The 25,890-nt window shown below is 40.2% G+C and carries 20 protein-coding genes; 13 read left to right on the forward strand and 7 right to left on the reverse strand.

The window, feature by feature from the left end; translation table 11 throughout:
• Positions 1-93: 93 nt before the first annotated feature.
• Positions 94-1,179 (forward strand): DNA replication/repair protein RecF, encoded by a 1,086-nt coding sequence (gene recF / locus L0657_RS17740; RefSeq protein ID WP_235152094.1) that lies wholly within the window; start codon positions 94-96, stop codon positions 1,177-1,179.
• Between the two features lie 38 nt (positions 1,180-1,217).
• Here recF and L0657_RS17745 read toward each other — a convergent pair whose 3' ends face one another.
• Both L0657_RS17745 and L0657_RS17750 read right to left on the reverse strand, forming a co-directional pair.
• Positions 1,218-3,650, reverse strand: coding sequence for a glycogen debranching protein (locus L0657_RS17745; protein ID WP_235152095.1), 2,433 nt, complete (start codon positions 3,648-3,650; stop codon positions 1,218-1,220).
• Positions 3,651-3,813: 163 nt separating this feature from the next.
• Complete coding sequence (locus tag L0657_RS17750; protein WP_235152096.1) at positions 3,814-4,881, reverse strand: mannose-1-phosphate guanylyltransferase; 1,068 nt, start codon at positions 4,879-4,881, stop codon at positions 3,814-3,816.
• Positions 4,882-5,229: 348 nt separating this feature from the next.
• On the opposite strand from L0657_RS17750, the gene L0657_RS17755 reads away from it, so the two are divergent.
• Complete coding sequence (locus tag L0657_RS17755; protein ID WP_235152097.1) at positions 5,230-8,256, forward strand: TonB-dependent receptor; 3,027 nt, start codon at positions 5,230-5,232, stop codon at positions 8,254-8,256.
• A 110-nt stretch (positions 8,257-8,366) separates the two neighbouring features.
• Here L0657_RS17755 and upp read toward each other — a convergent pair whose 3' ends face one another.
• Complete coding sequence (gene upp / locus L0657_RS17760; protein WP_235152098.1) at positions 8,367-9,008, reverse strand: uracil phosphoribosyltransferase; 642 nt, start codon at positions 9,006-9,008, stop codon at positions 8,367-8,369.
• Positions 9,009-9,131: 123 nt separating this feature from the next.
• Here upp and L0657_RS17765 point away from each other — a divergent pair, with 123 nt between their 5' ends.
• The 6 genes from L0657_RS17765 (at position 9,132) to L0657_RS17790 (ending at position 18,027) form a co-directional block, all read left to right on the forward strand.
• Positions 9,132-10,901 (forward strand): hypothetical protein, encoded by a 1,770-nt coding sequence (locus tag L0657_RS17765; protein ID WP_235152099.1) that lies wholly within the window; start codon positions 9,132-9,134, stop codon positions 10,899-10,901.
• 108 nt (positions 10,902-11,009) lie between these two features.
• Entirely contained in the window at positions 11,010-11,873 is an 864-nt protein-coding gene (gene nadC, locus L0657_RS17770; RefSeq protein ID WP_235152100.1) for a carboxylating nicotinate-nucleotide diphosphorylase, read from the forward strand.
• A 24-nt stretch (positions 11,874-11,897) separates the two neighbouring features.
• Complete coding sequence (locus tag L0657_RS17775) at positions 11,898-14,030, forward strand: helix-hairpin-helix domain-containing protein (RefSeq protein ID WP_235152101.1); 2,133 nt, start codon at positions 11,898-11,900, stop codon at positions 14,028-14,030.
• A 115-nt stretch (positions 14,031-14,145) separates the two neighbouring features.
• A complete protein-coding gene (recQ, locus tag L0657_RS17780; protein ID WP_235152102.1) occupies positions 14,146-16,299 on the forward strand; it encodes a DNA helicase RecQ in 2,154 nt (717 codons plus the stop codon).
• Positions 16,300-16,370: 71 nt separating this feature from the next.
• Positions 16,371-17,543 (forward strand): helix-turn-helix transcriptional regulator, encoded by a 1,173-nt coding sequence (locus L0657_RS17785; protein ID WP_235152103.1) that lies wholly within the window; start codon positions 16,371-16,373, stop codon positions 17,541-17,543.
• Positions 17,544-17,550: 7 nt separating this feature from the next.
• On the forward strand, positions 17,551-18,027 hold the full coding sequence (locus L0657_RS17790; RefSeq protein WP_235152104.1) for a hypothetical protein: 477 nt from the start codon (positions 17,551-17,553) through the stop codon (positions 18,025-18,027).
• A 6-nt stretch (positions 18,028-18,033) separates the two neighbouring features.
• Here L0657_RS17790 and L0657_RS17795 read toward each other — a convergent pair whose 3' ends face one another.
• The 4 genes from L0657_RS17795 to kdsA form a co-directional block, all read right to left on the reverse strand.
• A complete protein-coding gene (locus L0657_RS17795) occupies positions 18,034-18,567 on the reverse strand; it encodes a DNA-3-methyladenine glycosylase I (RefSeq protein ID WP_235152105.1) in 534 nt (177 codons plus the stop codon).
• 6 nt (positions 18,568-18,573) lie between these two features.
• Positions 18,574-19,038 carry a GyrI-like domain-containing protein gene (locus L0657_RS17800; protein ID WP_235152106.1) on the reverse strand — a complete coding sequence of 155 codons (465 nt, stop codon included), beginning with the start codon at positions 19,036-19,038 and terminating at the stop codon, positions 18,574-18,576.
• 93 nt (positions 19,039-19,131) lie between these two features.
• Positions 19,132-19,845, reverse strand: coding sequence for a phosphatase PAP2 family protein (locus L0657_RS17805; protein WP_235152107.1), 714 nt, complete (start codon positions 19,843-19,845; stop codon positions 19,132-19,134).
• A gap of 63 nt (positions 19,846-19,908) precedes the next feature.
• The gene (kdsA, locus tag L0657_RS17810) at positions 19,909-20,721 is read right to left on the reverse strand and encodes a 3-deoxy-8-phosphooctulonate synthase (RefSeq protein ID WP_235152108.1); all 813 of its coding nucleotides are present in this window, start codon (positions 20,719-20,721) and stop codon (positions 19,909-19,911) included.
• A 229-nt stretch (positions 20,722-20,950) separates the two neighbouring features.
• Between kdsA and L0657_RS17815 the strand changes: the two genes are divergently transcribed.
• The 5 genes from L0657_RS17815 to L0657_RS17835 all read left to right on the forward strand — a co-directional run bounded on the left by L0657_RS17815 (position 20,951) and on the right by L0657_RS17835 (position 25,833).
• On the forward strand, positions 20,951-21,187 hold the full coding sequence (locus L0657_RS17815; RefSeq protein WP_015813362.1) for an acyl carrier protein: 237 nt from the start codon (positions 20,951-20,953) through the stop codon (positions 21,185-21,187).
• 44 nt (positions 21,188-21,231) lie between these two features.
• Entirely contained in the window at positions 21,232-22,485 is a 1,254-nt protein-coding gene (fabF, locus tag L0657_RS17820) for a beta-ketoacyl-ACP synthase II (RefSeq protein ID WP_234650720.1), read from the forward strand.
• Between the two features lie 14 nt (positions 22,486-22,499).
• On the forward strand, positions 22,500-23,246 hold the full coding sequence (gene rnc / locus L0657_RS17825; RefSeq protein WP_234650721.1) for a ribonuclease III: 747 nt from the start codon (positions 22,500-22,502) through the stop codon (positions 23,244-23,246).
• 412 nt (positions 23,247-23,658) lie between these two features.
• A complete protein-coding gene (locus L0657_RS17830) occupies positions 23,659-24,090 on the forward strand; it encodes an Hsp20/alpha crystallin family protein (RefSeq protein ID WP_234650723.1) in 432 nt (143 codons plus the stop codon).
• A 204-nt stretch (positions 24,091-24,294) separates the two neighbouring features.
• Positions 24,295-25,833: a Do family serine endopeptidase gene (locus tag L0657_RS17835; RefSeq protein WP_234650835.1), complete on the forward strand. Its 1,539-nt coding sequence runs from the start codon at positions 24,295-24,297 to the stop codon at positions 25,831-25,833.
• The last annotated feature ends 57 nt before the right edge of the window (positions 25,834-25,890 follow it).

Consider the following 25,890-nt stretch of genomic DNA (forward strand, 5'->3'; position numbering starts at 1 on the left):
TTAAAGTTAGTGGTTTGAACAAGATCTGTTTTTGCCGGTGACGACGCAAATGATTTGCGAAAATAAGCATAAACTATATAACAAAGAAGTTTCATGTGGTTAGAAAAGCTCCACCTTACGTACTTTAAGAGCTATGAAGAGAGAGGTTTTACGTTTGGAGAGCGTGTAAATTGTCTTGTCGGAGAAAACGGAAGTGGTAAAACAAACCTTTTAGACGCCATTTACTTCCTGACACTTACAAAAAGTGCATTTCATAACCAGGATGCATTAGGCATTCGTCATGCGCAGGATTTTTTTTTGCTGGACGGAATTTTTAATGATTCTGACAAAAATATTCAGATTACATGCAGTTTTCAGCGCGGTCAGCGAAAAGTTTTTATGGCCGACAAGAAAAATTACGACAGACTAAGCGATCATATCGGACTTTTTCCATTGGTTCTTATAGCGCCAAATGATACAGATCTGATCCGCGATGGGAGTGAAGAACGCCGAAGATTTTTTGACGGCGTACTCGCGCAGGCAACACCGGAATATTTAAATGATTTTTTACAGTACAACAAGATTTTAACCCAGCGAAACGGTTTGTTAAAACTTTTTGGTGAAAGAAATTATCTTGATGAAGATTTGCTAGATACTTACAATGAGCCGTTAATTATTCTCGCGCTCAGAATTTATGAACATCGCCGTTCATTCATGGATCGCTTTCTTCCTTTGTTCAGGAAATATTATCAGTTTCTGAGCAGCGGGAAAGAACAGGTAGATGTGTTGTATGAAAGTGAAGTCTCATCAGCAGATTTTCCATCTGAATTTCGTAAAAACCGTTCTAAGGATCTGCATGCGCAACGCACCGGAAAAGGGGTGCATAAGGATGAATATGTTTTTGAAATCGACGGAATAACGTTGAAAAAATTCGGATCGCAGGGACAGCAAAAATCTTTCGTTATTGCCTTGAAACTTGCTCAGTTTGAGTTGTTAAAAATTGAAAAGGAGAAAACACCGATTTTACTTCTGGACGATATTTTTGATAAACTGGATGACCTGCGAATAAATAAACTGATCGAATTAGTGGACGACGGATTTCTAGGACAGGTTTTCATCACGGACGCCAGGCCGGAACGGTCTCAAAAGATTCTGGAAAAGGTGAAGGCAGATGTCCGGTTTTTTGAGATTGAACGTTAATATCTTTAATCAGCGTTTTTAAAGTTGGGAACAAAATTTCAGAAATGTTTTTCTAGTTGAAGTGAAATTGCCTTTCCTGAAACTTCTATTAAGTCAGACTGCCCATCTGCCTTTGGCTCCATCTCTTTTCCGTTAACTATCCATTTTTTGTATTTATTCCTCGGGAAAGAAATTAAAAGTTTCCAGTTTTCCTTCGTCTGCGAAAAATCAAGATGAACGGAAGAGCTGGTTTGTCTGTATGTCATATCAATTTCATTATCACCAATCACCACGTTTTCCAGATTAGCATTATGCCAATTTGATGGCATTTGAGGGTTGATATGGGTTGTTTTTGCCGAAGCAATTGGATTGATACCGAAAAACTGAGTCACGATCGGGACAGCATAACTATAAATATTCCAGGCCTGCGACATCATTCCATAATCCGGAGAAACTTCGTAGATAGATCCCGGAAGTGCATAACTGAAAGATTTTGTCATGCGTTTTAAATAATTTAAGGCTTCGTCTGGTCTTCCATAATTATTTTCTGAAATTGCTAAAACACCCGTTGGCAATGTCATAACTGCACCGGTATAATTAAAAACCTTCTTATTCACGGCAGCCGAACTTTCATCTTTTCCTGCGGATTCGTCACGGTCAATTCCCGTGACAAACACCCCGAAAGGATTTACGAATTTAGCAGCCGTTTTCAACGCTGCGATTGCTTTTGCAGAATCAGCTATACCCATTTCCATCGGCGTATTAACGACCCAGTTATGGTGTACTACAAAACCCTGTTTTTTATCTCCGGGTAATTTTAATAATCGGTTTTTGCTCGCACGAAGTTCTTCAACAGCCCAGGGTTTTTTCAAAGTATCAGCCCGGACAATGGCGTCATCGATCAGGTGAATGGCTTGTTTTGTTGTGCCAATAAAGTCGGCAAATGAGGTATTGTCCGCTACCCAAAAATCGGTATTGATTTTTTGTCGAATTTGCCCGGAGATATTTTTATATTTTTCGGCCAACTGATTTTCACCCATTTCTTCCGCCATTTCTGAAGCGACTGAAAATGCTTTTTGGGTATAGGCGGCAACATCGATCATCTCACTGTTCATGCCGTGAATTTCCATCATACCAAATCCGTCCGGCAGCAGATTTCCATCTTTGTCATTTTCTTTTAACAACCATTCAAGGCCTTTTTTGATCGTTGGATAGTATTTTTTCAGAAATTCCTTATCACCGGTCCAACGATATACAGTCCAAATCAGGATTGCAAACTGCGGTGTCTCGTTGACATTTCCAGGATTAAAAACGACACCATTCGTAGAAACTTCATGCACAATCCGGCCATTTCCATTCGCTTTTTCTGACATCCTGAAAATGTTATCGATTGATTGATATACCAAATCCTTTCTGCCCGTAGTAATTAATCCTTGTAAAGAATATTCACTATCCACACCAAACCACCATGGATAATCCGGCGCCCCGGCGGATAATCCGCGACCCACTTCGGGTACGTCTCTGACCAGCCAGTCCGTATTGTACTTAACCCAGCGAAAGGCTTGCTCCAGATCTTTATAAGGAATTGTAAGTTTTGTCTTTTCTGCCAACCCGGCATATCGCTCCTTTTTCTCTTTTAATAATTTCGACGCATTTTGTTTAACAGAAGCAAAAGTCTCCTTAGCATTGGATTCTGACTTATAAGAACCAGCGACGACGATGGATATGCTTTTGCTTGCATTCGGTTTAATGGAAATTTCATAAATCAAAGACGCCTGGCAACCTTTCCCCTGTGGCTTGTAGTCACATGATTTTTGATTTTGCTGATGTTTCTGCGCAACAATTTCCGAACCAAATGTTACATACCATTCATTCAAACTATCTTTTGCAATCCAGCTTTTTGAATTTTCGTCCCAGGAAGCAAAGTCGCCGGCATCCACCATATTGGTTTTTTCGCCAAGCCAAACCGGACGTAAATCTGTGTAAGCGTTAAAATCAAAGGTCAGTAACTTATCTTCGCTGCTGGTATTTGTAAATGTATATTCTATGACGACGGCCTCTTTTCCGTCAGGAACAAATTGAAAACGTTCCGCCTTAATATCTTTCAGGCTAGAAGTGAAAATGTGTTTGTTGGCATAAGGATAATTAACAAAAGTATCTGCTTTGTTCAGGCAAATGGATTGATTATCAATAGTTATTGACGCCGTAAATCCGTCCAGCAGTTTAATGGGATGATCCCAGATTCCGCCCATTTCGCCAGCAACGTGCCAGCCAAGATCCGGGAAAGTCCCGTTTTGATGACCAACCATATACACGCGGTCGCCGGCTGTAAGAAATGGAGAATTGATATAACTGCTTTTGCCTGTAATACTTTCCGAATCAGAAACCAGATCTGCCAGTCGCTCCTCAGAAAGCACTTTTTTTGAACAGTTATTTAAAATAAACGTACTGGTCAGGCAAAGCAACAAAATGCCAATTCTTGATCTGATCATGAAAAAGTTCGTTGTGAAGATTTAGAAATTATAAACGAATCTAGTAAAATCTTAAAATAATATTATTTTAACTCCGCAAAATATATTGCGAAATAATTTATTAAGAATTCAAAAACAAAAAAGGTGATCGGAAGACCACCTTTTTTGTAATGTTTATAAAACACTAAACGTACTTCACATGTAATTCTTTGGCCTGCGCAACAAACTCTTTAACCTTTTGCTCTTCCTCTTTTTTACAGATCAATAACACGCCGTCGTATTCAGCCACGATAAATCCGTCGAGGCCGTTAATTACAACCAGTTTTTCCTGAGGCGTTTTGATAATACAATCTGTTGTATTGTGCAGAATTAAGTTTCCTTCCGTAACATTTTGAAACTCGTCCTTCGGCGATACTTCATATAAAGATTTCCATGTTCCAAGATCAGACCAGCCGAAACTGCTTAACACAACATGCACATTATCTGCTTTTTCCATGATACCATTATCAATGGAAATACTTCCGCATTGTGAATATGCCATTTGTATGAAAGATTCCTCGGATTCGCGGTAATAATGCGGATTTCCCCGTTCAAAAATTTCAGCAATATCTGGCTGGTATTCATTTATCGCACGTTTGAAGGCACGAACATTCCAGACAAAAATACCGGCGTTCCACACAAAGTCGCCGCTGTCAAGGAACTGTTCTGCTAATTCAAGATGAGGTTTTTCAGTAAATGATTTTACCTTCTTAACGGTCAGTTTATCAGGTATATACTGGATGTATCCATATCCCGTATCCGGCCGTGTTGGCTGAATGCCCAATGTCACCAGAATATCCTCATTTCTGGTTGCGCCAAGTGCGATACGAATTGTGTCCTTAAATGTTTCTTCTTTTAAAATAATATGGTCGGCCGGAGCTATAACAATGTTTGCATCAGGATGTTGTGAAGCAATTTTGTAACACGCGTAAGCGATGCATGGAGCAGTATTTCGGCGATGTGGTTCAAGAAGAATCTGATCATCTGACAACATCGGTACCTGCTGCCTGATAATTTCCTTGTATTCCTGACTACTTACGATATATATATTTTCGGGAGGGCACACGCCGTCAAATCTTTCCACGGTCTGTTGAAGAAGGGTTTTTCCGGTTCCCAGGACGTCATGAAATTGTTTTGGAAAATCAGTTCGACTAAATGGCCAGAAACGCGTTCCAACTCCTCCTGCCATTATTATTACAAATGTATTGTGCATTGTAGAAGTGTAAATTAATAGTTTTTACGTGCGGTAAAGCTAAGGATAAACCAGTCATCTTGCCAACCATAACAAATTAAGAATTGATTTCTAAAATAGTTTTGTGTTATCGACCAAAAATTGCCATACCCATTCTCGGATATCAGTATCAAAATATTTCGAAAAATTTATAGAACTGATTATTGGTTAATTTATATCCTATAAAAAGGTCTTGTATTTTTCTTAGTTGACTCTATAAAGGAAAGAAATATTTATTGATAATTTAAGAAAAAATAGAATAAAAGTTATTGTGATATGTTAAAATCTTATAACTTGCTACAACAACAAACGAATAACCCACTTTAATTTATGAACAGTATATTTACTCAAAAAGCATCATGCTTTGTCATGTTGTGGTTGCTCTGCTGTACACAAGCTTTTTCTCAAACCAGCATTGGAGGAAAAGTTGTAGAAGCATCGACAAGCGACCCATTAATCGGAGTTAGTATTCAGGTAAAAGGGAAAGTGATCGGGACAGTTACCGATGCAAACGGAAACTTTAATCTGGTTGTAACATCCGCTCCGCCTTTCACGCTCGTAGTATCATCTGTTGGTTTTGAGACACAGGAAGTTAATGTAACCGGAGGATTATCACATGTTGATGTCAAGCTGGTTGAGCAAGTTGTTCTTGGTAAGGAACTTATTGTTTCAGCTTCACGCGTGGAGGAAAGTGTCATGAAATCTCCGGTTTCCATTGAAAAAATTGATATCCGAACCATTCGTGAGACGCCGCAGGCTTCATTTTACGATGCTTTGCAAAATTTGAAAGGGATAGAGATGAGCACGCAATCGCTGACTTTCAAGTCGGTGAGCACACGTGGATTTGGTGCCAATGGAAATACCCGTGTAGTGCAGCTGATCGATGGCATGGACAACCAGGCTCCGGGTCTGAATTTTTCTGTCGGTAATGTCGCCGGCATACCGGAGCTTGACGTTGAGAGTGTCGAGATTCTGCCAGGCGCAGCTTCTGCCTTATATGGTCCTAATGCGATCAATGGGATAATTCTGATGAATAGTAAATCTCCTTTCACGTTTCAGGGACTTAGTGCTTATGGAAAAACAGGTATCATGAGTGCTTCAAATCGCGCAAAGGAAAATACGCCCTTTTATGATTTCGGAATTCGATATGCCAAGGCTTTCAACAACCGACTTGCCTTTAAAATTAACGCGTCATATCTGACTGCGAAGGACTGGCAGGCAACTGATTACCGAGACCAGAGTTTCACTAATAATACTACGTTAGAAAATAACAATAATAACATACTTAATAACCCAACTTACGACGGAGTGAACTGGTTCGGGGATGTTGGTGCAAATGTTTATAATGTCATGTACGCAAATGGAATGCCGGGTGACGGAACTAATGGCACATCCGCTGCGCTCGGAGCGATTTATTCGACACAGATTCCACAGGCAGGAAATCTGACACTTCCACAGTTGCTGGGCGCGCAAACTCCTCAGCAGCAACTGGAAGCCGCCCGATCCATTTTTAGACAGGTAGTTCCACAATATTATTTAAGTGCGCCGGGATATGCGGAAAATTCTTTGACCAATTATCCGGCAAAAAGTCTGAAATTAAATGCTTCGCTTCATTATCGTTTGAATGACAACGTTGAAGCAATTTTACAGGCAAACTGGGGGAGAGGTTCGGCCGTGTATACCGCTGCCGATCGGTATAATATTCAAAATTTCTCCATTGGTCAGTATAAGGCGGAGGTCAAGGGAAGCAACTTTTTTGTTCGTGCTTACATGACCAGAGAAAATTCGGGCGATGCGCATGCGCTGGGTGTATTGGGTAGTTTGGCAAGCCAGACTTATCTCCAGACGGCACTTGGGGCCGGGCTTCCTTCGTTTTTGGGAACAGCTTTGACACAGTATGGTGGAGCATTATTGCAAGCCTATCAGGCTGGGTTGGCTGGTGGTATGGCTCCGGCGCAGGCAATCCAGGCTGCGGCTGCGGCAGCAAATGCTTACGCGGGTGCAAATAATACACAATGGATGAACAATGCCCTGGCACCTGGAATCAACACCGCGAACCAGATGTATCTGCCCGGCGGAACAAATTTTCAGTCCACGCTGGATGATATCAAGACAAAACCAATTCCAAGCGGCGCAAAATTCCTTGATAAATCGAACCTGTATCATGGAGAGTTTATGTATAATTTCACTAAACTGATTGATCCTAAAACAATTGAATTAATTGCAGGGGCAAATTATCGAATTTATGATCTCAATTCAGAAGGAACATTGTTTGAAACGCAGGACGGAACGCCGACCGGCAGGGAATTTAATATCAGAGAATATGGTGCTTATGCGCAAGCGTCAAAAACCTTCGCTGATGTTTTTAAGCTGACAGCATCTATTCGTTATGATAAAAACATGAATTTCAAAGGGCAATTCAGTCCGCGAATTTCAGGGGTATATACTGTTGCGAAAGATCATAATTTCCGGGCCTCGTTCCAGCGCGGTTTTAGAATCCCGACTACGCAGAATCAGTATATCAATCTACTCACACCGAATGTCCGTCTGGTTGGCGGTTTGCCATTGTTCCGTCAAAAATATAATATGGAAACCAATGCCGTTTTTGAGCAAACGGCCATCACGCAGCAATCTTTGGCGGACGGAAGTTTAAAACCTTACCAATTTCGTGAATGGCAACCTGAACGTGTGGAAACTTATGAAGTTGGATATAAGGGCGTTGTAGCTAATAAACTATATATTGATGCTTTTTATTACTATAACCGATTTATCACTTTTGACGGTGTGACAGTGCTATTACAACGAAAGGATCCGAATGGACCGATCACAGATTTACTGGATCCTTCAAAAAGAAATACGTATAGTATGCCTGTCAACTCGGCACAAACCGTGAAAAATTCTGGCTGGGGAGTGGGTCTGGATTATGTGTTGGGCAAGGGTTATACTTTTAATGGAAATCTAACAAGCAACATTCTGAATAACGATGACGAACTGCAAAGAAACGACCCTTCATTTGTAACTTTTTTTAACTCACCGAAATATCGTTTCAATCTTGGCTTTTCGAACCGTGATATCAAAAGAAGCGGCTGGGGTTTTGGCGTAACATTCCGTCATCAGACGAGTATGGTTTGGCAAGCAACCGTTGCCAGTGTAGCTGCAAATGTCCAACGGAAAACGGTTATTCCGGCATACTCCACGTTGGATGCGCAGATCAGCAGGAAGGTTTCTTCAATTAAATCAATCATTAAAGTGGGAGGAACAAATCTTACCGGAAAACTTTACACAACCGGCTGGGCAAATCCTTCTGTTGGCGCGATGTATTACGTTTCAATTACTTTTGATGAACTGTTGAATTGATAAATTGGCTAACGGCAGTCAGCTATCGGCATTCGGCGAAATGTCGATAGCTGACTATTTAATTTCAATCCGGCAGTCTGACAGCCGATCGCCGACAGCTGAAGTTAATTTTATTTCGAGCCAAACGCAAGGTCACCCGCATCGCCCAGACCTGGCACAATATAATATTGTTCGTTCAATCGTTCATCCAGGGCGCCAACCCATAATCTACATTGCGGAACACGTTTGTGAAGAAAATCAACGCCTTCCGGACTTGCAATAACAGAAGCAATATGTGTTTGGGCAGGTATCCCGAAACGTAAAAGCGCGTGATATACTTTTTCAAGCGAACGCCCGGTGGCAAGCATCGGATCAATAAGTATCAATGTTTTACCGCTCAGGTCAGGACTGGTGATATAGTCCATTTCTACTTCAAATTCATCATCTTTGAGATTATGTCCACGGTATGCACCAACAAATGCATTATCAGCCTGATCAAAAATATTGAGAAATCCTTGATGAAGGGGCAAGCCGGCGCGCAGAATCGTGGCAAGAACAACCGGCTGAAGAAGAGACCTGGATGGTGCTTTTCCTAGTGGGGTTTCTACAAATTCCGAACGGTAGGTAAGAGATTTTGAAATTTCATAGGCAAGTAATTCTCCTACCCGTTCAATGTTACGGCGAAACCTCATTCGGTCTTTCTGGCACTCAACATCGCGTAATTCAGCAATGAAATGATCAACAATGGAAGGCTTCTGGGACAGTAAAAACATAACTTTGCTCTTATTTAACCTGTTCGATATAAGATATTACAATTTGATTGACGAAATTTGACACTTTCGATCCAAATACTTGGTACAAAACCAACTTTACCTGCATAATAGAATCTATTATCTATGAACCAACGCTTCGACAAGTTCTTAATATATGCTTTTTTTATACTAATTACGTCATCTTATGCTCAGGCACAAAGTAGCTTTGTTCCCTTAAATGACGATTATTATCATCTTATCGATCGGCTGGAAATCAAAAGAGGAAAATTTTCCGAGGGATTTCATTCAAATGTAAAACCATTTGAGAGAAAGGCAATCGTTCAGTTGACGGATTCTATATTAAAAGAAGGAAATATATCACTGACAGAGCGCGACTGGGAAACCATTGACTATCTGAGAGAAGATAGCTGGGAATTTACCACAGGTTTTGCTGCGACAGATTCTGCAAGATACGCCAGGCTTTCTCGTCTGGATCCGGGAAATAAATTTAAGCTTTTTAAAGGTAGAAAAAGTACCGGGCAACGTAAATTTTGGGAGCATACTGCGGATTTTTACAGCTATCACGACAAAGATTTTGATCTGCATTTAAATTTTACAACAAACAATTTTATTGGAAATGATAACAATGTGAGCTCTCCGCTCTGGCTGACGGGACGTGGAATTGAAATTCGCGGTATGATCAATGAAAAGCTAGGGTTTTACACATTTGTTGCTGATAATCAGGGCGTATTTCCAAAATATGTGACGGATTATACGACCAGATATAATTTCCCCGGTGAAGGTCTCGCCAAAAAAATCCAGAATGAAAAAGGAGTTGACTTTCTTTCTGCAAGGGGGTATATCACTTTTCGCCCACTGAAAAGCATCAATGTGAAATTTGGTCAGGATGTTAATGTTTTTGGCAGTGGTTACCGCTCATTACTTCTATCGGACAACAGCAGTCCGTATCTGTTCTTTCGGATTGATACCCAACTGGGCCGTTTCAAGTATACCAATTTATGGACAAGTATGGTCAACGAGCAGGAAAGCAAAGGTCTTTTAAGGTCTAAAAAGTTTTCAGCAGTTCACCATTTAAGTATTAATTTAACAGATAAAATTAACGTTGGCGTTTTTGAAGCCGAAGTTTTCAGTCGCGATTCCACAAGCGGCGGTTATGATCTTAATTACCTCAATCCAATTATTTTTTACCGTTATGTCGAATCTTATATCGGAAGCGAGGACAATGCCTTGCTTGGTTTTGATTTCAAATGGCTTGTTGGTAAAAAAGCTTCCATTTACAGCCAGTTTGTTTTGGACGAGTTTTTAACAAAACATATGTTCAATGGCGATGGCTCGTGGACGAATAAATATAGCTTCCAATTGGGCGGAAAGGTGGTTGATGCTTTCGGAATTCCTAATCTGGATTTGCAGTTAGAAACGAATATCGTGAGGCCTTATACTTACGCACATAAGGATGGAGGAAGAAACTATGTGCATTATAACCAATCACTGGCACATCCGCTAGGCGCAAATTTTAAAGAATATATCGGTATTATAAGGTATAAGGCGACGCCAAGACTTTCATTCTACGGAACACAAACTTTCTCCGAACAGGGTTTGGATCCAACAGGTGCGTTTACAAATTATGGAGCCAATATTCTTTTAGATTATGATACGAGAACAGGTGTTAATCCGGGTGATAATGATTACGGACACAAAATAGGGCAGGGGATTTCTGCAAAAACGTCTTTTACGGACCTGCGTTTAACATATTCTCTTGCGCACAACTTATTTCTCGACGGTCGCTGCTTAATTCGTAATACGAAATCTGTTGACGTGAACGTGGCTCAAAAAACAAATCTTTTCTCATTCGCCATACGTTACAATATGGCATACCGGAATCAGACCTTCTGATTTTTTGTGACTTCATTATTAAAAAAACGTATTCATAAAGTATTGAAGATGACGAGTAATTTCTGTTGTGATTTTATTAAATTCTTCAATACAGATCATTCTCAAAATATGGAAACCAACCCACACGTATTACGCGATTTAATTCAATTGGCATTGCTGGAAGATATCGGCGACGGAGATCATTCTTCCCTTTCAAGCATCCCGGCTGGTGCGATGAAAAAAGCGCGTTTATTGGTAAAACAGGAAGGGATTTTGGCGGGTGTTGAAGTGGCACTTGTTATTTTAGAAGAAACGGCAACTTTATACAATCATCCAAAAGCGAAAGTTGAAGTGTTAATTCACGATGAAGCGCGGATAAAAGTTGGTGATATTGTTCTGACGATCGAAGCAAGTGCGCAGCTGATTTTAAAGGCAGAAAGGTTACTGCTGAACATTATGCAGCGCATGAGTGGTATTGCCACTTACGCGAGGGAAATGGTTGATATCATTGGTGATCTGCCGGTGAAATTACTGGATACGCGTAAAACGACGCCAAATTTCCGTCTGTTTGAAAAAATGGCGACAAAAATTGGCGGAGCAGTAAATCATAGAATGGGACTTTATGATATGATCATGCTGAAAGATAATCACGTGGATTATGCCGGAGGCATTGAGGCGGCCATTACCAACGCAAGAAATTATCTGAAGTCTACGGGAAAAGATCTGAGAATTGAAATAGAAACACGTAGTCTGGCTGAGGTAGATGAAGTTTTACGTGTTGGGCAAGTCGATATTATTATGCTTGACAATTTTTCACTGGAAAATATGCGTGAAGCTGTGAAGCGGATTAACGGCCGTTTTGAAACAGAAGCTTCCGGAAATATTACTGAAAAAACTTTACGCGCAGTAGCAGAAACGGGCGTTGATTCCATTTCCAGCGGCGCATTGACACACCAGATTCAAAGTCTGGATTTAAGTTTGAAGGCTTTCTAACCCTGTTAAACAAATCCGTAAAGGATGACGAACGATAAAGAAAAATCGCACATGAAGCCGCAATACAGGCATTCATGTGCGATTTTTCGGTTAGGTGTTTTAGCACTTTTTAGCATATTTTTTCTTGCCCAAAATCTTTCTGCTCAGGAACCGCCACGTCCGGAAATTGATATCAACCAGTTTATTCAGGATCTTGTACCGATTGCTACGGAAGAAAATAGTAATGAAGGTTTGTACGAATTATTATTTCAATTGTATACCAATCCACTGGATCTGAATACTGTTACCACGGATGAATTAACAGCAACACTGATTCTGTCAGAAGTTCAGATAAGATCATTTTTTGATTATCGTCAGAAGCTGGGGCAATTTTTATCACTTTATGAGTTACAGGCAGTTCCGGATTTTGATCTGATTACGATCAGAAAATTGATTCCTTTTGTAATCGTAAGACCGAAAGCCTTGCCTTTTAGAGAATCCTTACAAAATCCATCCCAGCATTTTTTATTGTTAAGGTCCGGCCGTGTACTGGAAAAACAAAAAGGATTTACGTCGATCGATACGTCTGGCCGTTCAACTTCCCGCTATCAGGGAAAACCCTTATATGGAAATATCCGTTATCGTTATGCCCGGGCGGGTTCATATAGTTTTGGTTTTGTCATGGAAAATGATGCCGGCGAAGTTTTAAGCTGGCAGCCGAAAAAACAGATTTTTGGGGCTGATTTTTCTTCTTTTCATGCGCAGATCATGAACCGTGGAAAACTAAAAAATCTGATCATCGGCGATTATCAAATGCAGGCCGGGCAAGGTATGATCATGTCTGGCGGATTTTCTTTGGGAAAAGGCTCGGAAGTGATCAGGACCACTTATCGCAGCACATTGGGATTACGACCTTTTACTTCTGTTTTAGAATCAGGTTTTTTCAGAGGTCTTGCTGCAACTTATGCAGTCAGAAAACAACTGGATGTTACATTATTTTATTCCTACACAAGACGTGATGGAAATCTGGAAAACAATGCCACTATTCAGGATGAACTTACGGTTTCATCATTACAAATTTCGGGTTATCACCGCACAAAAATGGAGCGTGAAAACCAGGGAACGATTGGTGAGCAAAATGTCGGTTTTCATGCGCTTTACAAATTGTTATCCCAGCGCGGCCAGGTTGGATTTACGGTTTTGAATACTTTTTACAGCGCAACTTTACATAAAAAGGATGAGCTCTATAATAAATTTGAATTTGAGGGAAACCAAAATACCGTCATAGGAATCCACGGAGATTATCGCTGGCAGAATATGCATTTCTTCGGAGAAGGTGCCATGTCTAAAAATGGCAGGCTTGGAGGAGTCGGCGGCTTGATAGCAGGTTTGGGAAGAACGATCGATTTTACATTATTACTTCGTCATTATGACCGGAATTTTCACTCCTTGTATGGTGGTTCAATTAGTGAAGCAACACGTCCAATCAATGAAACCGGTGCATACTGGGGACTTCGTTATTCGCCAAACCGGCGCTGGCAATTCAGTGGATTTTATGACCGTTTTTATTTTCCATGGCTGAAATATCAGATAAACGCGCCTTCGGATGGAGTTGATTATTTCCTGCATGCACTTTGGAAACCGAATAAAAAACTAAATATGTATGCTGTTTTTCATGAAAAACACAAAGCGCATAACGAGCCGGATTCTCCGTTTCCGATACCTCAGGTCTTAACAACAATTCGGCGAACTGCAATGATTAATTTTGAATATGAAATTCCGTTAAAATTCTCAGTTCGTACGCGCTTGCAGGGCGGTGATTTCTGGTATGAAGCAAAATCGAAATCTTCGGGATTTACCATTGTGCAGGATATCACTTACCGCCTTTCCAAACTGGAACTGAGCGGACGAATTGCTTTTTTTAAAACGGACAATTACGATAGCAGACAATATGTTTATGAAAAAGATATGTTGTACGCTTTTTCACTTCCTGCTTACTATGACCAGGGAACGAGACATTATCTGATGCTGCGTTATCCATTGACACAAAAGATGAAACTCTGGCTCCGATGGTCTCGGACGAGTTACTCAAAACTGGAAACGATCAGTTCCGGACTTAATGAGATTGAAGGTAAAAAACGGAGTGAATTGAAAGCGCAGGTCATGTATCAGTTTTGAATCGTTACTTTTGCGGATATTTTCGTTTTATAATAAAATACATCCCGGATTTGACAGCAGGAATAATCCCTGAGCTCGAATTTATATTGGCTTACCGCTTAGAAACCACTTCATCATGTCTATAAATAAAGAACAGGCTCTAAAACAATATTTTGGCTACGATACTTTTCGTCCACAGCAGGCCGAAATTATTGATACCGTAATGGCCGGAAAAGATTGTCTGGTACTGATGCCAACTGGCGGAGGGAAATCGGTTTGTTTTCAGATCCCTGCCATCATGCGTGAAGGTTTGACAGTTGTGATTTCTCCGTTGATCGCTTTGATGAAAGATCAGGTTGAGGCACTCAGGGTAAATGGCGTTAATGCAGCTTTTCTGAATTCTTCACTTTCTTCGGCAGAACAGGATCAGGTGATGTGGCAGGCAAAAATCGGAGAATTAAAATTACTTTATATTGCACCTGAGCGGTTATTTTCAGGAAATACATTTGAGTTTTTGCGGGATTGGAATGTTTCTCTTTTCGCCATTGACGAGTCCCATTGTATTTCTTCCTGGGGCCATGATTTTCGTCCGGAATATCGTCAGCTGAATGCGTTAAAAAAATATTTCCCGGAAGTCCCTGTGATAGCATTGACGGCCACAGCCGACCGGGTAACCCGCCGTGATATTTTAAAACAAATTGGTATAGAAGAGGCACAAACTTTTGTCGCCAGTTTTGACAGACCGAATTTGAGTTTGAATGTTTTGCCGGGAAGAGGCAGGATTCAACAAATTCAAACCTTTCTAAAAAAACATAACGGTCAGGCCGGAATAATTTATTGTCTGAGCCGGAAAGGTACCGAAACCGTAACGGCAAGTTTACAAAAAGCAGGATTTGAGGCTGAATTTTATCATGCCGGACTAGCCTCCGAAAAACGATCCAAAGTTCAGGAACAGTTTCTTCGGGACGATATCCAGATTATTGTTGCAACAGTGGCTTTCGGAATGGGGATTGATAAATCCAATGTCCGCTGGGTTATCCATTATAATTTGCCTTCCAACGTAGAAAGTTTTTACCAGGAAATCGGCCGGGCAGGGCGCGACGGATCGCCTTCTGATACGGTTTTGTTTTATAGTTATATGGACATCATTACCCGCCAGGAAATGATAGCCAATTCAGATCAGTCCGAAGAACAGAAAGAATTATTGAACGCGAAACTAAACCGGATGAAGCAATATGCCGAAGCGGATATTTGTCGGAGAAGGATTTTGCTAAGTTATTTTAACGAAGCCGTAGATCATGATTGTGGAAATTGTGATGTTTGCCGGAATCCACGGTCACGTTTCGACGCGACGGTAATTGCGCAAAAAGCATTGTCAGGAATTGCCCGTACAAAAGAAAAAGTGGCAATGGGTATGCTGATTGACATTTTGCGTGGAAGCCGGAATAAAAATGTTTTGCAGTATGGTTATGACAAATTACCCACTTTTGGCGTAGGTCACGATCTGCGCGGGGAAGAATGGGCTGAATATATTAGCCAGTTATTAAATTCCGGGGTGATGGATATTGCTTATGATGAAGCACATTCCTTCAAATTAAATCCTGCAAGCCAACAGGTTTTATACGGAAAAAGGAAAGTGGAACTGGTAAGATTTATCCCACTTTCTGAAAGAAAAGCGAAAGAAGAAGCGCAGCTTCCAAGAGAAAAACCGAAACAGGAAATTATCCGTGATGCATTGTTTGAACGTTTAAGAACGCTTCGTAAACAAATTGCAGATCGTATGGGCGTTCCGCCTTATGTCGTGTTCACCGATGCAACTTTATCTGAAATGGCGCAGAAAAGACCTGTATCCGAAGCGCAAATGAAAGCGATTTCAGGGATTGGTACTGAGCGTTACCGGAATTATGGAGAAACTTTTATTAAGGAAATCGTAGATTTTGCGAGAGAAAATACCAAACCCGGAACACGTGTAGCCAAAGGAATGACTTACGTTGAAACCTGGGAGTTATTTAAAGCGGGTTATTCTTTAAAAGTAATAGCAGAAAAACGGGACCTGAATCCGGTAACGATCATTTCTCATCTGGTAAAATTAAAGGAAGACGGCCATGAGATCAATTTGAAGGCATTAATAGATCCGAATGTCTACAAAATCATTGTAACGGCTGCACAGGAATTAAGTATCCGCCGCGACGAGCCTCTGAAACCTCTTTTTGAAATGTTGAATGAGAAGTATGATTATGGGCAGATTAAGCTGGCGTTGGCGGTTTGGGAGGAAGAAAATCAAAGATAAAAAGTAAATTTACCTCATCCAAGGCCACAGTATTAGTTATATTTATAGTTTTGAGGTAAATTTACCTCATTATGATAGGAGATATTCTAAATAGAAGTTTTTTGGTCGAAAAATCTGTTAAACAATTGTTTAATAGTAAATTGGATGAGGCTGGTCTAAGTAAAACACAGTTCGAAAAGCTTTCCGGCATTCAAAGAAGAAGCCTGGATGGTATACTTGATAAATCATCAAAGCAAACTGATATAATTCATTTGCTAAAACTGAGCGAGTTTTTGGAGCTTAGTGTTGATGAAATTTTAGTTTATCATTTTAAAGACAGGGCTTCCGAAGAAATCAGAGAATTACAAGAAGCTATTGAAATAACATTTATTAATAAATACTTTGACTTGAAGGCCTTATCTAATCTAGGTTTTTTCGAAAAAGAATCTTCACTGTCAGCGTTAAAGGATCGTATCTGCAAGTTTTTTCTATTCGAGACTATTTTCGACTTTGAGAATAACTTGAATGGGGTTCTTTATAGTAGAACCAAAAGGTCGTTTAGTGATAAGATGAAAGATTTTTGGATCAAATCATCTTATAAATACTTTGAGCTTATAAATAATCCGAATGAATATTCAAGAAAGGATTTAGTCGAGCTAATTCCTAAAATCAAACCTTATACACAAAATATAGAAAAAGGATTAATTACAGTTTTTAGAGCCTTGTATAATGTTGGTGTGACAGTTGTCTTCCAACCCTTATTACCTAAAACACAGATAAGGGGTGCAACATTTATCGTAAACACGAAGCCCTGTATAGTAATAACTGATTTCAACAAAAATTATGCAACCATATGGTTTTCGTTAATTCATGAATTACATCATGTTTTGTACGATTTAGAGTTGTTGGAACGCATAAAATACCATCTTACCGGGGAGCCCGATTTATTTCTAATCCAGGAAGATAAAGCAAATAAATTTGCCGGAGAGTATTTGCTGTCGTCTGAAAAATTGCAATATATCGAGCCAATGATACATAACTCATTCATGGTTAAAAATTTTGCATCTGAATGTCAAGTTCACCCTTCGATAATTTATTCTCAATATCAATTTAGACAATCTGAAATTGGAAATAATTATTGGGCTGCTTTTAAAGACTTTTTTCCTGATATGGAAAAAGTAAAAAGAGGCTTAACTGTCAATAACTGGGACACCGAATCATTAGAAGAAGCAGCGTTAAAAACGAAGTCGTCACTCACTATTTAATAATTCAATGGCTAAAATAATTAAGAAACGAGACCTGACAAAAGAGGATATCGAGCGGCTTGAATTACTTCAGAAAGCGGAGGAAGTGAAGGGGGAGCAGCTGCAATTGGATTTGAGTGAAGGCGTACGTATTGAAAATGAGGCAGAAAGACTGATCGGTCAGAAAATTGATGATCCAATAGCAAAATTTCAGCTGTATTATAAAGGATTAAATAATCTTTTAAGGGAAAATCTGCCATCTGGAAAAGATAATGAGCTCGTCAGGAGAATTATTTATGACGAAAAGAATATTCTAATTAACAGAGGTGCTAAAAAGGATGAAAAAGGGATAAGGGGAAGTGATGGACGAATGGCATACCTTGAAGATTTGGAATTAGCAATCCAGGTTGTAGCACAATGGCTTTCCAAGAAAGGTACTTACCAGGATTTGTATCTAGCCTTTTGGGATAAAAATGAAGAGTTGAATTATGGTCATCAAGATTAGATTATACTAAATTTTCCCAACCTCCAAATAAACCGGACACCCAACACTATGCGCACCAGGCAAATACCCGGTGCTCATTAGAAATTCATTTACAATTTCTCCACCAACAAATTTGAAATTCTTCTTAAATAATTTCAGCCAATCGGGTAGCGTTAACGGATGATGCGCATCCAGCCAGCCTTTAAAAGAGCCGTATACCTGTTTCAGAAAAACAATTTTTTGTGCATTAACGATTGCTGCGTTAATCTTCAAACGATTACGGATAATTCCCGGATCAAGTAATAATCGTTCCCGATCTTCTTCTGTGTAGGCTGCGATTTTTTCAATAGAGAAATGATTGTAAGCTTTTCGAAAACCTTCCTGTTTTCTTAACATCAATGTCCAGCTTAATCCTGCCTGATTAATTTCCAGAATAAATCTGCCAAAAAGCTCATCATCGTCATCAATCTGAAAGCCGTATTGATGATCGTGATAATGTTTGTGCAAAAGATAATCCGGAAGTTCGGATGGATTGTTGTTGACGTAATCGCAGTAAGACATAGAATATTAATGCTCGGTAATCCCTATTTGAATTTCAGTAATATTAGCTTCCGGATTTTGAAAATCCATATTTAAATAAATTTCACGATTTTCTCCACTCATATTCATTCCTCCTGAAACGATGGTCGGAATTAATGATCCATAAGTTTCGCCTAACTTGTTCCAATCCCCTAAATGCTGCTCCGAAACACATTGAAATGCACGGAGGCTTTTTAGTTTGAAATCTGAGTTTTCAAGATGTTTTTCTTTAAACGAAATTGGCAGGGCAATTGTCAGTGAAAAAATCGTTTCGGGATTTCCATCCATACCTTCATAAACCCAGTAAACCGGTCCGGTGATTTCAAGGTCATTTTGGACGGCTGCCTGATACATCTTATGCGCAACCACGCGAACAAATTCTCCAATTTCTGAAAGTTTTGTTTTTGTTTCAAAACATAAAACCTGCATTGGATGTATTTTCTTAAATTCCATAATCATTTATTTTGTTTGTTGTTCAGGCAAAATAAACGACGCCTACCGACAACCCTATGTCAGCATGGATTTAGAAATAGAAATTATTTTTATTTACTTCTTCCGGATTCGGCGAACCTTCTGTTTCAACCACGGATAGCTGATGTAAACGACTTTTGTAGCTGCAATACCAATTCCCGCACCCATCAGCACGTCCGCAAGCCAGTGTTTATTTTTAAGAACTCGCATCGTACCAACGGTTGTTGCGGCAGTATAGCCCCCTACGCTATACCAAGCACTTCTTTGCCCATATTCTTCATGCAGTATTGTGGCACTCGTAAAAGCGTTGCTGGTATGTCCTGAGGGGAAAGAATGGTTATCTTCTCCGTTTGGACGAGGATATTTCGATATCAATTTTAAACTACCGGTAACGCCTTGCGCAGCAAGATTGGAGAGAAGAGCAAGAATAAGCTGGTCACCAAAAGAATGTTTTCCTTTCACACCGGATGCGCCCAGACTTAAACTGACAACAGCCGGTAAATAGTGGAGGTAATTATCAAAATTTTTTGTGTTGAAGTTAGGATATTCGCTTACGACATGAGATTGCAGGTGCCTGCTTATCGATCCTTGCGTAACAAATGCTGCCAACGCGAGCGAAACCGGTGCTACGGCTTCAATAGGCCGAAACTGCCAAAGTTTTTCTTCTTTTTTCTGAACCAGCGTATCGTGGTAAACCGAGTCAATCGCCTGAGCAGATACCTGATTTGAAAATAACCCCTGACAGATAAAAATTACAAGAAAGATGCAACGTGTAAACTGTTTTTTCATAAAAGAGTTTTTATAAAAATAAGATTGCAGCCTTAACCACAATCTTATTTTAAAAAGCAATGATTACAAAATGGACTCTCTAACCCGCACTAATTTTTCCAATAATCCTTCAAGCTGATCGAGCGGCAACATATTGGCTCCGTCTGATTTCGCCTCTGCCGGGTTAAAATGCGTTTCGATAAAAAGCCCGTCTGCACCCACTGCAATGGCTGCTTTGGCAATTGTTTCGATCAATTTTGGCTTTCCGCCTGTAACGCCGGATTCCTGATTTGGCTGCTGCAAAGAATGTGTACAATCCATAATAACCGGAACATCAAAAGCGCGCATGGCGGGAAGATTGCGATAATCCACGATCAATTCACCATAACCAAAACTATTGCCGCGATCAGTCAGTAAAACCTGGCAGTCCGGATTCGTTTCATTTATTTTTTCAACCGCAAATTTCATCGAAGCGCCTGAAAGAAACTGGCCTTTTTTAACATTTACAGCTTTTCCGGTACGCGCAGCCGCTGCAATTAATTCGGTTTGGCGACATAAAAATGCCGGAATTTGCAAAACATCCACATATTCCGCCGCCAAAGCCGCTTCATGTGATTCATGAATATCAGTAACGGTCGGAACACCAAAGGTCTGGCTGATTTCCTGTAAAATTTTTAAAGCTTTTTCATCACCAATTCCTGTAAAAGAATCGACTTTTGTACGGTTGGCTTTACGGTAAGATCCTTTGAAAATATAAGGTATTTTAAGCCTGTCCGTCAGAGTAACAATATGTTCCGCAATACGCAATGCCATATCTCTTCCCTCTATCGCACAAGGGCCTGCCATAAGGAAAAACTGGGGAGAATCAGTGTTTTTTAATTTCGGAATTGACAACATAATACGAATAATCAAAAATTAATAAAGTTCTGTAAAGGTACGGTTATCTGCAATCTTCTCTATGTGATTCGTTGTATTCGTGGAACTTATATGGTTAAGCATTTGATATTCTGTTTCTTTTATTTCCCTTGCTTTTGGGATAGTATTATTACAGGTTTTAAAAAAATGTTGACAAAGTGAAGTAGAATATCTTTCTTTGTTGCGATTTTAACCAAAAAGTGTTTACAAAATGTCAGCAATTGCAGAAAGAGTTAAGCAAATTATCGTCGAAAAACTCGGCGTAGAAGAGTCGGAGGTAACGCCAGAAGCAAACTTCCAGAACGACTTGGGAGCGGACTCTCTAGATACCGTTGAGTTGATTATGGAATTTGAGAAAGAATTCAATCTTTCTATTCCTGATGATCAAGCCGAGAACATTGGTACAGTTGGTCAGGCTGTTGCATATTTGGAAGAAAACGTAAAATAGTTTTACGCCTTTCCAGTATCATCTTCTTTTTCTGTCCCTATTTTATGAGTTTTAAGCGAGTTGTAATTACCGGTATGGGCGCATTGACGCCTATTGGAAATGATGTTCCTACCTATTGGAAGAATTTAGTTGCAGGCGTGAGCGGTGCTGCGCCTATAACAAGGTTTGATGCCGAACGGTTTCGGACCCGATTTGCCTGTGAGGTGAAAGGGCTGGACATACATGATTACATTCCGCGTCAGGAAGCTCGTAAAATGGATCCATTTACCCAGTATGCCGTAATTGCAACTGACGAAGCAATGAAGGACGCCGGCTTTGACGCAGATACACTTGATCTCGACAAAGCCGGTGTAATTTGGGGTTCGGGAATTGGTGGTTTGAAAACATTTGAGGACGAAGTTCTGAACTTCTCAGATGGCGGAAGAAATCCGCGTTTCAATCCATTCTTTATCCCTAAAATGATTGCTGATAGCGCGTCGGGAGTTCTTTCCATTCGTTATGGCTTTCGTGGACCAACTTTCATTACGGTTTCAGCATGTGCTTCCGCAACCAATGCCTTGATCGATGCATTTAATTATATCCGTCTGGGTATGATGAATGTATGTATTTCAGGCGGTTCCGAGGCGGCTATCACGAATGCAGGTGTGGGTGGATTTAATGCTTTGAAAGCATTATCAGAAAATAACGCTTCACCGGAGACGGCGTCACGTCCTTATGACAAGGACAGAGACGGATTTGTTTTAGGAGAGGGTGGTGCAGCATTGATTCTGGAAGAGTACGAGCACGCCAAAGCTCGCGGCGCGAAGATTTATGCCGAAATGATTGGTGGAGGTATGTCATCTGATGCATACCACATTACTGCTCCGCATCCGGAAGGTCGCGGTGCCTACATGGTAATGAAAAATACGCTTGAAAATGCAGGATTACAGCCAGAAGACATTGATTATATCAATACCCACGGTACTTCAACACCTATTGGTGATCCGCAGGAAATTAAAGCAATCGAGAAATTCTTCGGTGAGCATGCCTACAACATGAGCATCAGTTCTACCAAATCCATGACCGGGCATTTGCTTGGTGGTGCGGGAGCAATTGAGGCAGCTGCGTGTATCATGGCGATCCAGGATCAGATTATTCCGCCTACGATCAACCATTTTACGGATGATCCGGAGATTAATCCCCGATTGAACCTTACTTTTAATACAGCACAAAAACGCAAGGTCGATATAGCCCTAAGTAATACTTTTGGTTTTGGCGGTCATAATGCTTCCGTTATTTTCAAGAGGTTCGAGGAATAATTAACTTATTGATTTTGGCAAAACGAATTCTTTTACCGATCCTCGCCCTTTTTAGAACAGGGAGCCCCGAGGATAAGAAATTTAAGGAATCTATTGCGCATGTAATTGGCGACCGCCCTTCAAATCTAGGCGTTTACCAGTTGGCATTCCGCCATACATCGGCCTCCCGTGAAACAGCTATTAAAGGTTTTCGTGAATCTAACGAAAGACTTGAATATCTGGGTGATGCGGTGCTGGGAATGGTTGTTGCCGAATTTTTATTTACTAAGTATCCCTACAAAGACGAAGGTTTTTTAACTGAAATCCGCTCGCGGATTGTTAATCGTGAATCGCTTAATCAAATTTCCCGGAAGCTCGGTTTAGACCGTTTGATCGAATACGATGGAAACCGTCGCGGTATGTCGCCGAGATCTTCCATGTATGGTGATGCGCTGGAAGCATTTGTAGGAGCAATTTATCTGGATAAAGGATTTCGTTTTACACGGAAATTTATAATCAGTAAGCTACTGACCCATTACGATCTGGACGATATCATCCAGAATAATATCAACTTCAAAAGCCTTATCATCGAATGGGCACAACGGGAAGGTAAGGAAATCCGCTTCGAAATTCTTGAAGAAAGAGGAACCCGCCATCACCGTGAATTTATCTCCCAAATTTTAGTCAACGAGCAGCCGTTTGCAACTGGTAATGGTTTTACTAAAAAGAAAGCGGAACAATCTGCATCGGAAAGAGCTTGTGAACAGCTTGAATTGAAATAGGATCTTCTAGTCGATTTATGAAAAGTAAGTCTCTTCCTTGAATTAATTCACTGATTTGGTTTTGCTTGCGATATTTCAGAATCGAAATAACTCTCTACATAATAAATTGCATTGCTACAATTTCAATTGCGTTTATGCAATTGCTGCATCCCGTTTTCATGACCAATACGAATTCTACCCATCCTGATCTTTCAAATTAATCTTCAATTATTAGGAAAATATTGTCAGAAATTCTGTCTTAAAATAAGAATTTCGGACATTTTGACACTATATTTCTGATTTTTTCTAATTTAGTGACATTTTGTCTTGTGTTCTCGTCGTTTTTTCTCATCGGTACAAAAGTTTTAAATTCCTTCACATACCGCAACGGTACTTAAACTTTAAATCACAAAAAATTAAAACCTATAAAACCATGAGCACATTAGTAAAAACCCACTTCGCTAATCCTAAATTGTACAACGGATTTTTTGGTAAAGAAGCTTTAAATGAATTTTTCGCACCAGCTTATGCAGGTAGCGTTCCGGCAGTTAATGTCGTTGAAAACAAAGAAGGTTTCAGAATTGAAGTTGCAGCGCCAGGCCTTCAGAAATCTGATTTCAAATTGAACTTGGAAAAAAATCAGTTGACAATTTCAGCTCAAAAAGAACAAACTGAGCAAGAAGCAAATGAAACATATTCTCGCAGAGAATTTAAATATAGTTCTTTCCAAAGGACGTTCACCTTACCAAATTCGGTAGACGGTGAAAAAATTGCTGCAACCTACGCGGATGGTATCTTAAAAGTGGAACTACCAAAACGTGAAGAAGCAATTGAAAAACCATTGCGTGAAATTGAAATTGCTTAAAATTTAATTTCGGAAAAGGCGTTATTTGTCACGAATAACGCCTTTTTTGCTGTATAAATAATTAAATATTGGCGGTGAATATATTACAGTGAATTTTCAGATTCATACCTTTGTTAAAATATGTTAAAAGGCTTAGGAAAGGGAATAGTTTGCAGGTTCGTTTACGTTATTTGTTCAATATAGTTATAACCCCAACATATGGAAATGAAAACAAACTGGAAAGCTTTGGTATTGGTTGGGCTGCTTTCGAGCGCATCAACTCTTGCAGGCTTTAAACTTTTAAATTCAGATAGTGATAAGGATGTTATTTTTAAAGAATCTCCTTCCGAATCACTGGCACGTTTCACCTCGACCGGCGCACCTGCTGGTGCTCCGGGTGATTTTGTATACGCAGCAGAAGCAACTACGCCAACAGTAGTGCATATTAAATCTACGATGACAAGATCATCACGCGGCAGCCAGGGTGACATTCCTGATATTTTCCGTGATTTCTTTGGGGATGATTTTGGTGGCGGCGGTTCTCGTGGGCCACAATCATCAGAGGCTTCGGGATCAGGTGTTGTGATTTCTGCGGACGGATATATTGTTACCAATAACCACGTTGTGGAAGGTGCTCAGGAACTGGAAGTTACTTTGTCAAATAAAAGTAAATTCCGTGCGAAAGTTGTAGGAGCTGACCCATCAACAGATATTGCAGTAATTAAGATTGAAGGAAAAAATCTTCCTGCTATCACTTTTGGAAGCTCTGATGCAGTAAAAGTAGGAGAGTGGGTTGTAGCAGTTGGTAACCCCTTTAATCTGGAATCAACAGTTACTGCCGGAATTATCAGTGCAAAAGGACGTGGATTGGGAATAATTGGACAATCTCAGAATCGTCGCGGTAATGCAATGCCTACTTCGGCAACAACCGGAGATGTTCCTTTGGAATCATTTATTCAAACGGATGCGGTTGTTAACCCAGGAAATAGTGGTGGTGCATTGGTAAATTTGAAAGGTGAATTGATTGGTATCAATACAGCCATTGCGAGTCCGACGGGAAGTTTTGCAGGATATGCTTTCGCAGTTCCTTCAAGTATTGTGAAAAAAGTTTCTGGTGACCTTATCAAGTTTGGTAATGTTCAGCGCGGATATCTAGGGATATCCCTTGACGAACTCGACAGCCGTAAAGCTGAAGAATATGGTGTGAAAGTGAACGACGGTGTATATGTTCGTGATTTCACAGAAAATAGTGCAGCCAAAGCCGGTGGCGTTACGAAAGGTGACGTAATTGTGAAAGTGGATGGAATGAATACACATTCAATTCCTGAATTGCAGCAGTCAATTGGTTTACACAAACCTGGTGATAAAGTTACTGTGACCGTAAACCGTAATGGTACTGAAAAAGATTTGAGTGTTACATTACGTAACCGCACAGGTGGTGCCGAAGCTTTAAAACGTGATGAATCTGCGGTGGTAATGAGCGTTTTAGGAGCTCAGTTTGGTAATATCAGCGATCAGGAAAAACAACGTCTTACACGTTATAAAGTGGAAGGCGGGGTAAAAGTTCTTTCGATCGATGGTGGAAAACTGGCCAGAACAGGAGTTGAAGAAGGTTTTATCATTACAAAAGTAAATGGCAAACCGGTAAAATCTGTAAAAGAACTGGAAGCGTCACTTGCCGGTAAATCTGATTCTATGGTTCAGTTTGAAGGTTTGTATATCGATGCTCCTTATGATGTTTATTCATTCGGGTTTAGATTTTAAAATAGCTTTTGGCGGTTAGGTGTTGGCTTTTAGCTGTTAGAAATCGCTGAGGTTGTA

This window comes from Dyadobacter sp. CY345, from assembly GCF_021502725.1.
GTDB lineage: Bacteria > Bacteroidota > Bacteroidia > Cytophagales > Spirosomataceae > Dyadobacter.

Bases quoted from the DNA above. Each gene is read 5' to 3' on its own strand.
- recF (WP_235152094.1), top strand. From the start codon at position 94: ATGTGGTTAGAAAAGCTCCACCTTACGTACTTTAAGAGCTATGAAGAG.
- L0657_RS17745 (WP_235152095.1), bottom strand. From the start codon at position 3,650: ATGATCAGATCAAGAATTGGCATTTTGTTGCTTTGCCTGACCAGTACG.
- L0657_RS17750 (WP_235152096.1), bottom strand. From the start codon at position 4,881: ATGCACAATACATTTGTAATAATAATGGCAGGAGGAGTTGGAACGCGT.
- L0657_RS17755 (WP_235152097.1), top strand. From the start codon at position 5,230: ATGAACAGTATATTTACTCAAAAAGCATCATGCTTTGTCATGTTGTGG.
- upp (WP_235152098.1), bottom strand. From the start codon at position 9,008: ATGTTTTTACTGTCCCAGAAGCCTTCCATTGTTGATCATTTCATTGCT.
- L0657_RS17765 (WP_235152099.1), top strand. From the start codon at position 9,132: ATGAACCAACGCTTCGACAAGTTCTTAATATATGCTTTTTTTATACTA.
- nadC (WP_235152100.1), top strand. From the start codon at position 11,010: ATGGAAACCAACCCACACGTATTACGCGATTTAATTCAATTGGCATTG.
- L0657_RS17775 (WP_235152101.1), top strand. From the start codon at position 11,898: ATGACGAACGATAAAGAAAAATCGCACATGAAGCCGCAATACAGGCAT.
- recQ (WP_235152102.1), top strand. From the start codon at position 14,146: ATGTCTATAAATAAAGAACAGGCTCTAAAACAATATTTTGGCTACGAT.
- L0657_RS17785 (WP_235152103.1), top strand. From the start codon at position 16,371: ATGATAGGAGATATTCTAAATAGAAGTTTTTTGGTCGAAAAATCTGTT.
- L0657_RS17790 (WP_235152104.1), top strand. From the start codon at position 17,551: ATGGCTAAAATAATTAAGAAACGAGACCTGACAAAAGAGGATATCGAG.
- L0657_RS17795 (WP_235152105.1), bottom strand. From the start codon at position 18,567: ATGTCTTACTGCGATTACGTCAACAACAATCCATCCGAACTTCCGGAT.
- L0657_RS17800 (WP_235152106.1), bottom strand. From the start codon at position 19,038: ATGGAATTTAAGAAAATACATCCAATGCAGGTTTTATGTTTTGAAACA.
- L0657_RS17805 (WP_235152107.1), bottom strand. From the start codon at position 19,845: ATGAAAAAACAGTTTACACGTTGCATCTTTCTTGTAATTTTTATCTGT.
- kdsA (WP_235152108.1), bottom strand. From the start codon at position 20,721: ATGTTGTCAATTCCGAAATTAAAAAACACTGATTCTCCCCAGTTTTTC.
- L0657_RS17815 (WP_015813362.1), top strand. From the start codon at position 20,951: ATGTCAGCAATTGCAGAAAGAGTTAAGCAAATTATCGTCGAAAAACTC.
- fabF (WP_234650720.1), top strand. From the start codon at position 21,232: ATGAGTTTTAAGCGAGTTGTAATTACCGGTATGGGCGCATTGACGCCT.
- L0657_RS17830 (WP_234650723.1), top strand. From the start codon at position 23,659: ATGAGCACATTAGTAAAAACCCACTTCGCTAATCCTAAATTGTACAAC.
- L0657_RS17835 (WP_234650835.1), top strand. From the start codon at position 24,295: ATGAAAACAAACTGGAAAGCTTTGGTATTGGTTGGGCTGCTTTCGAGC.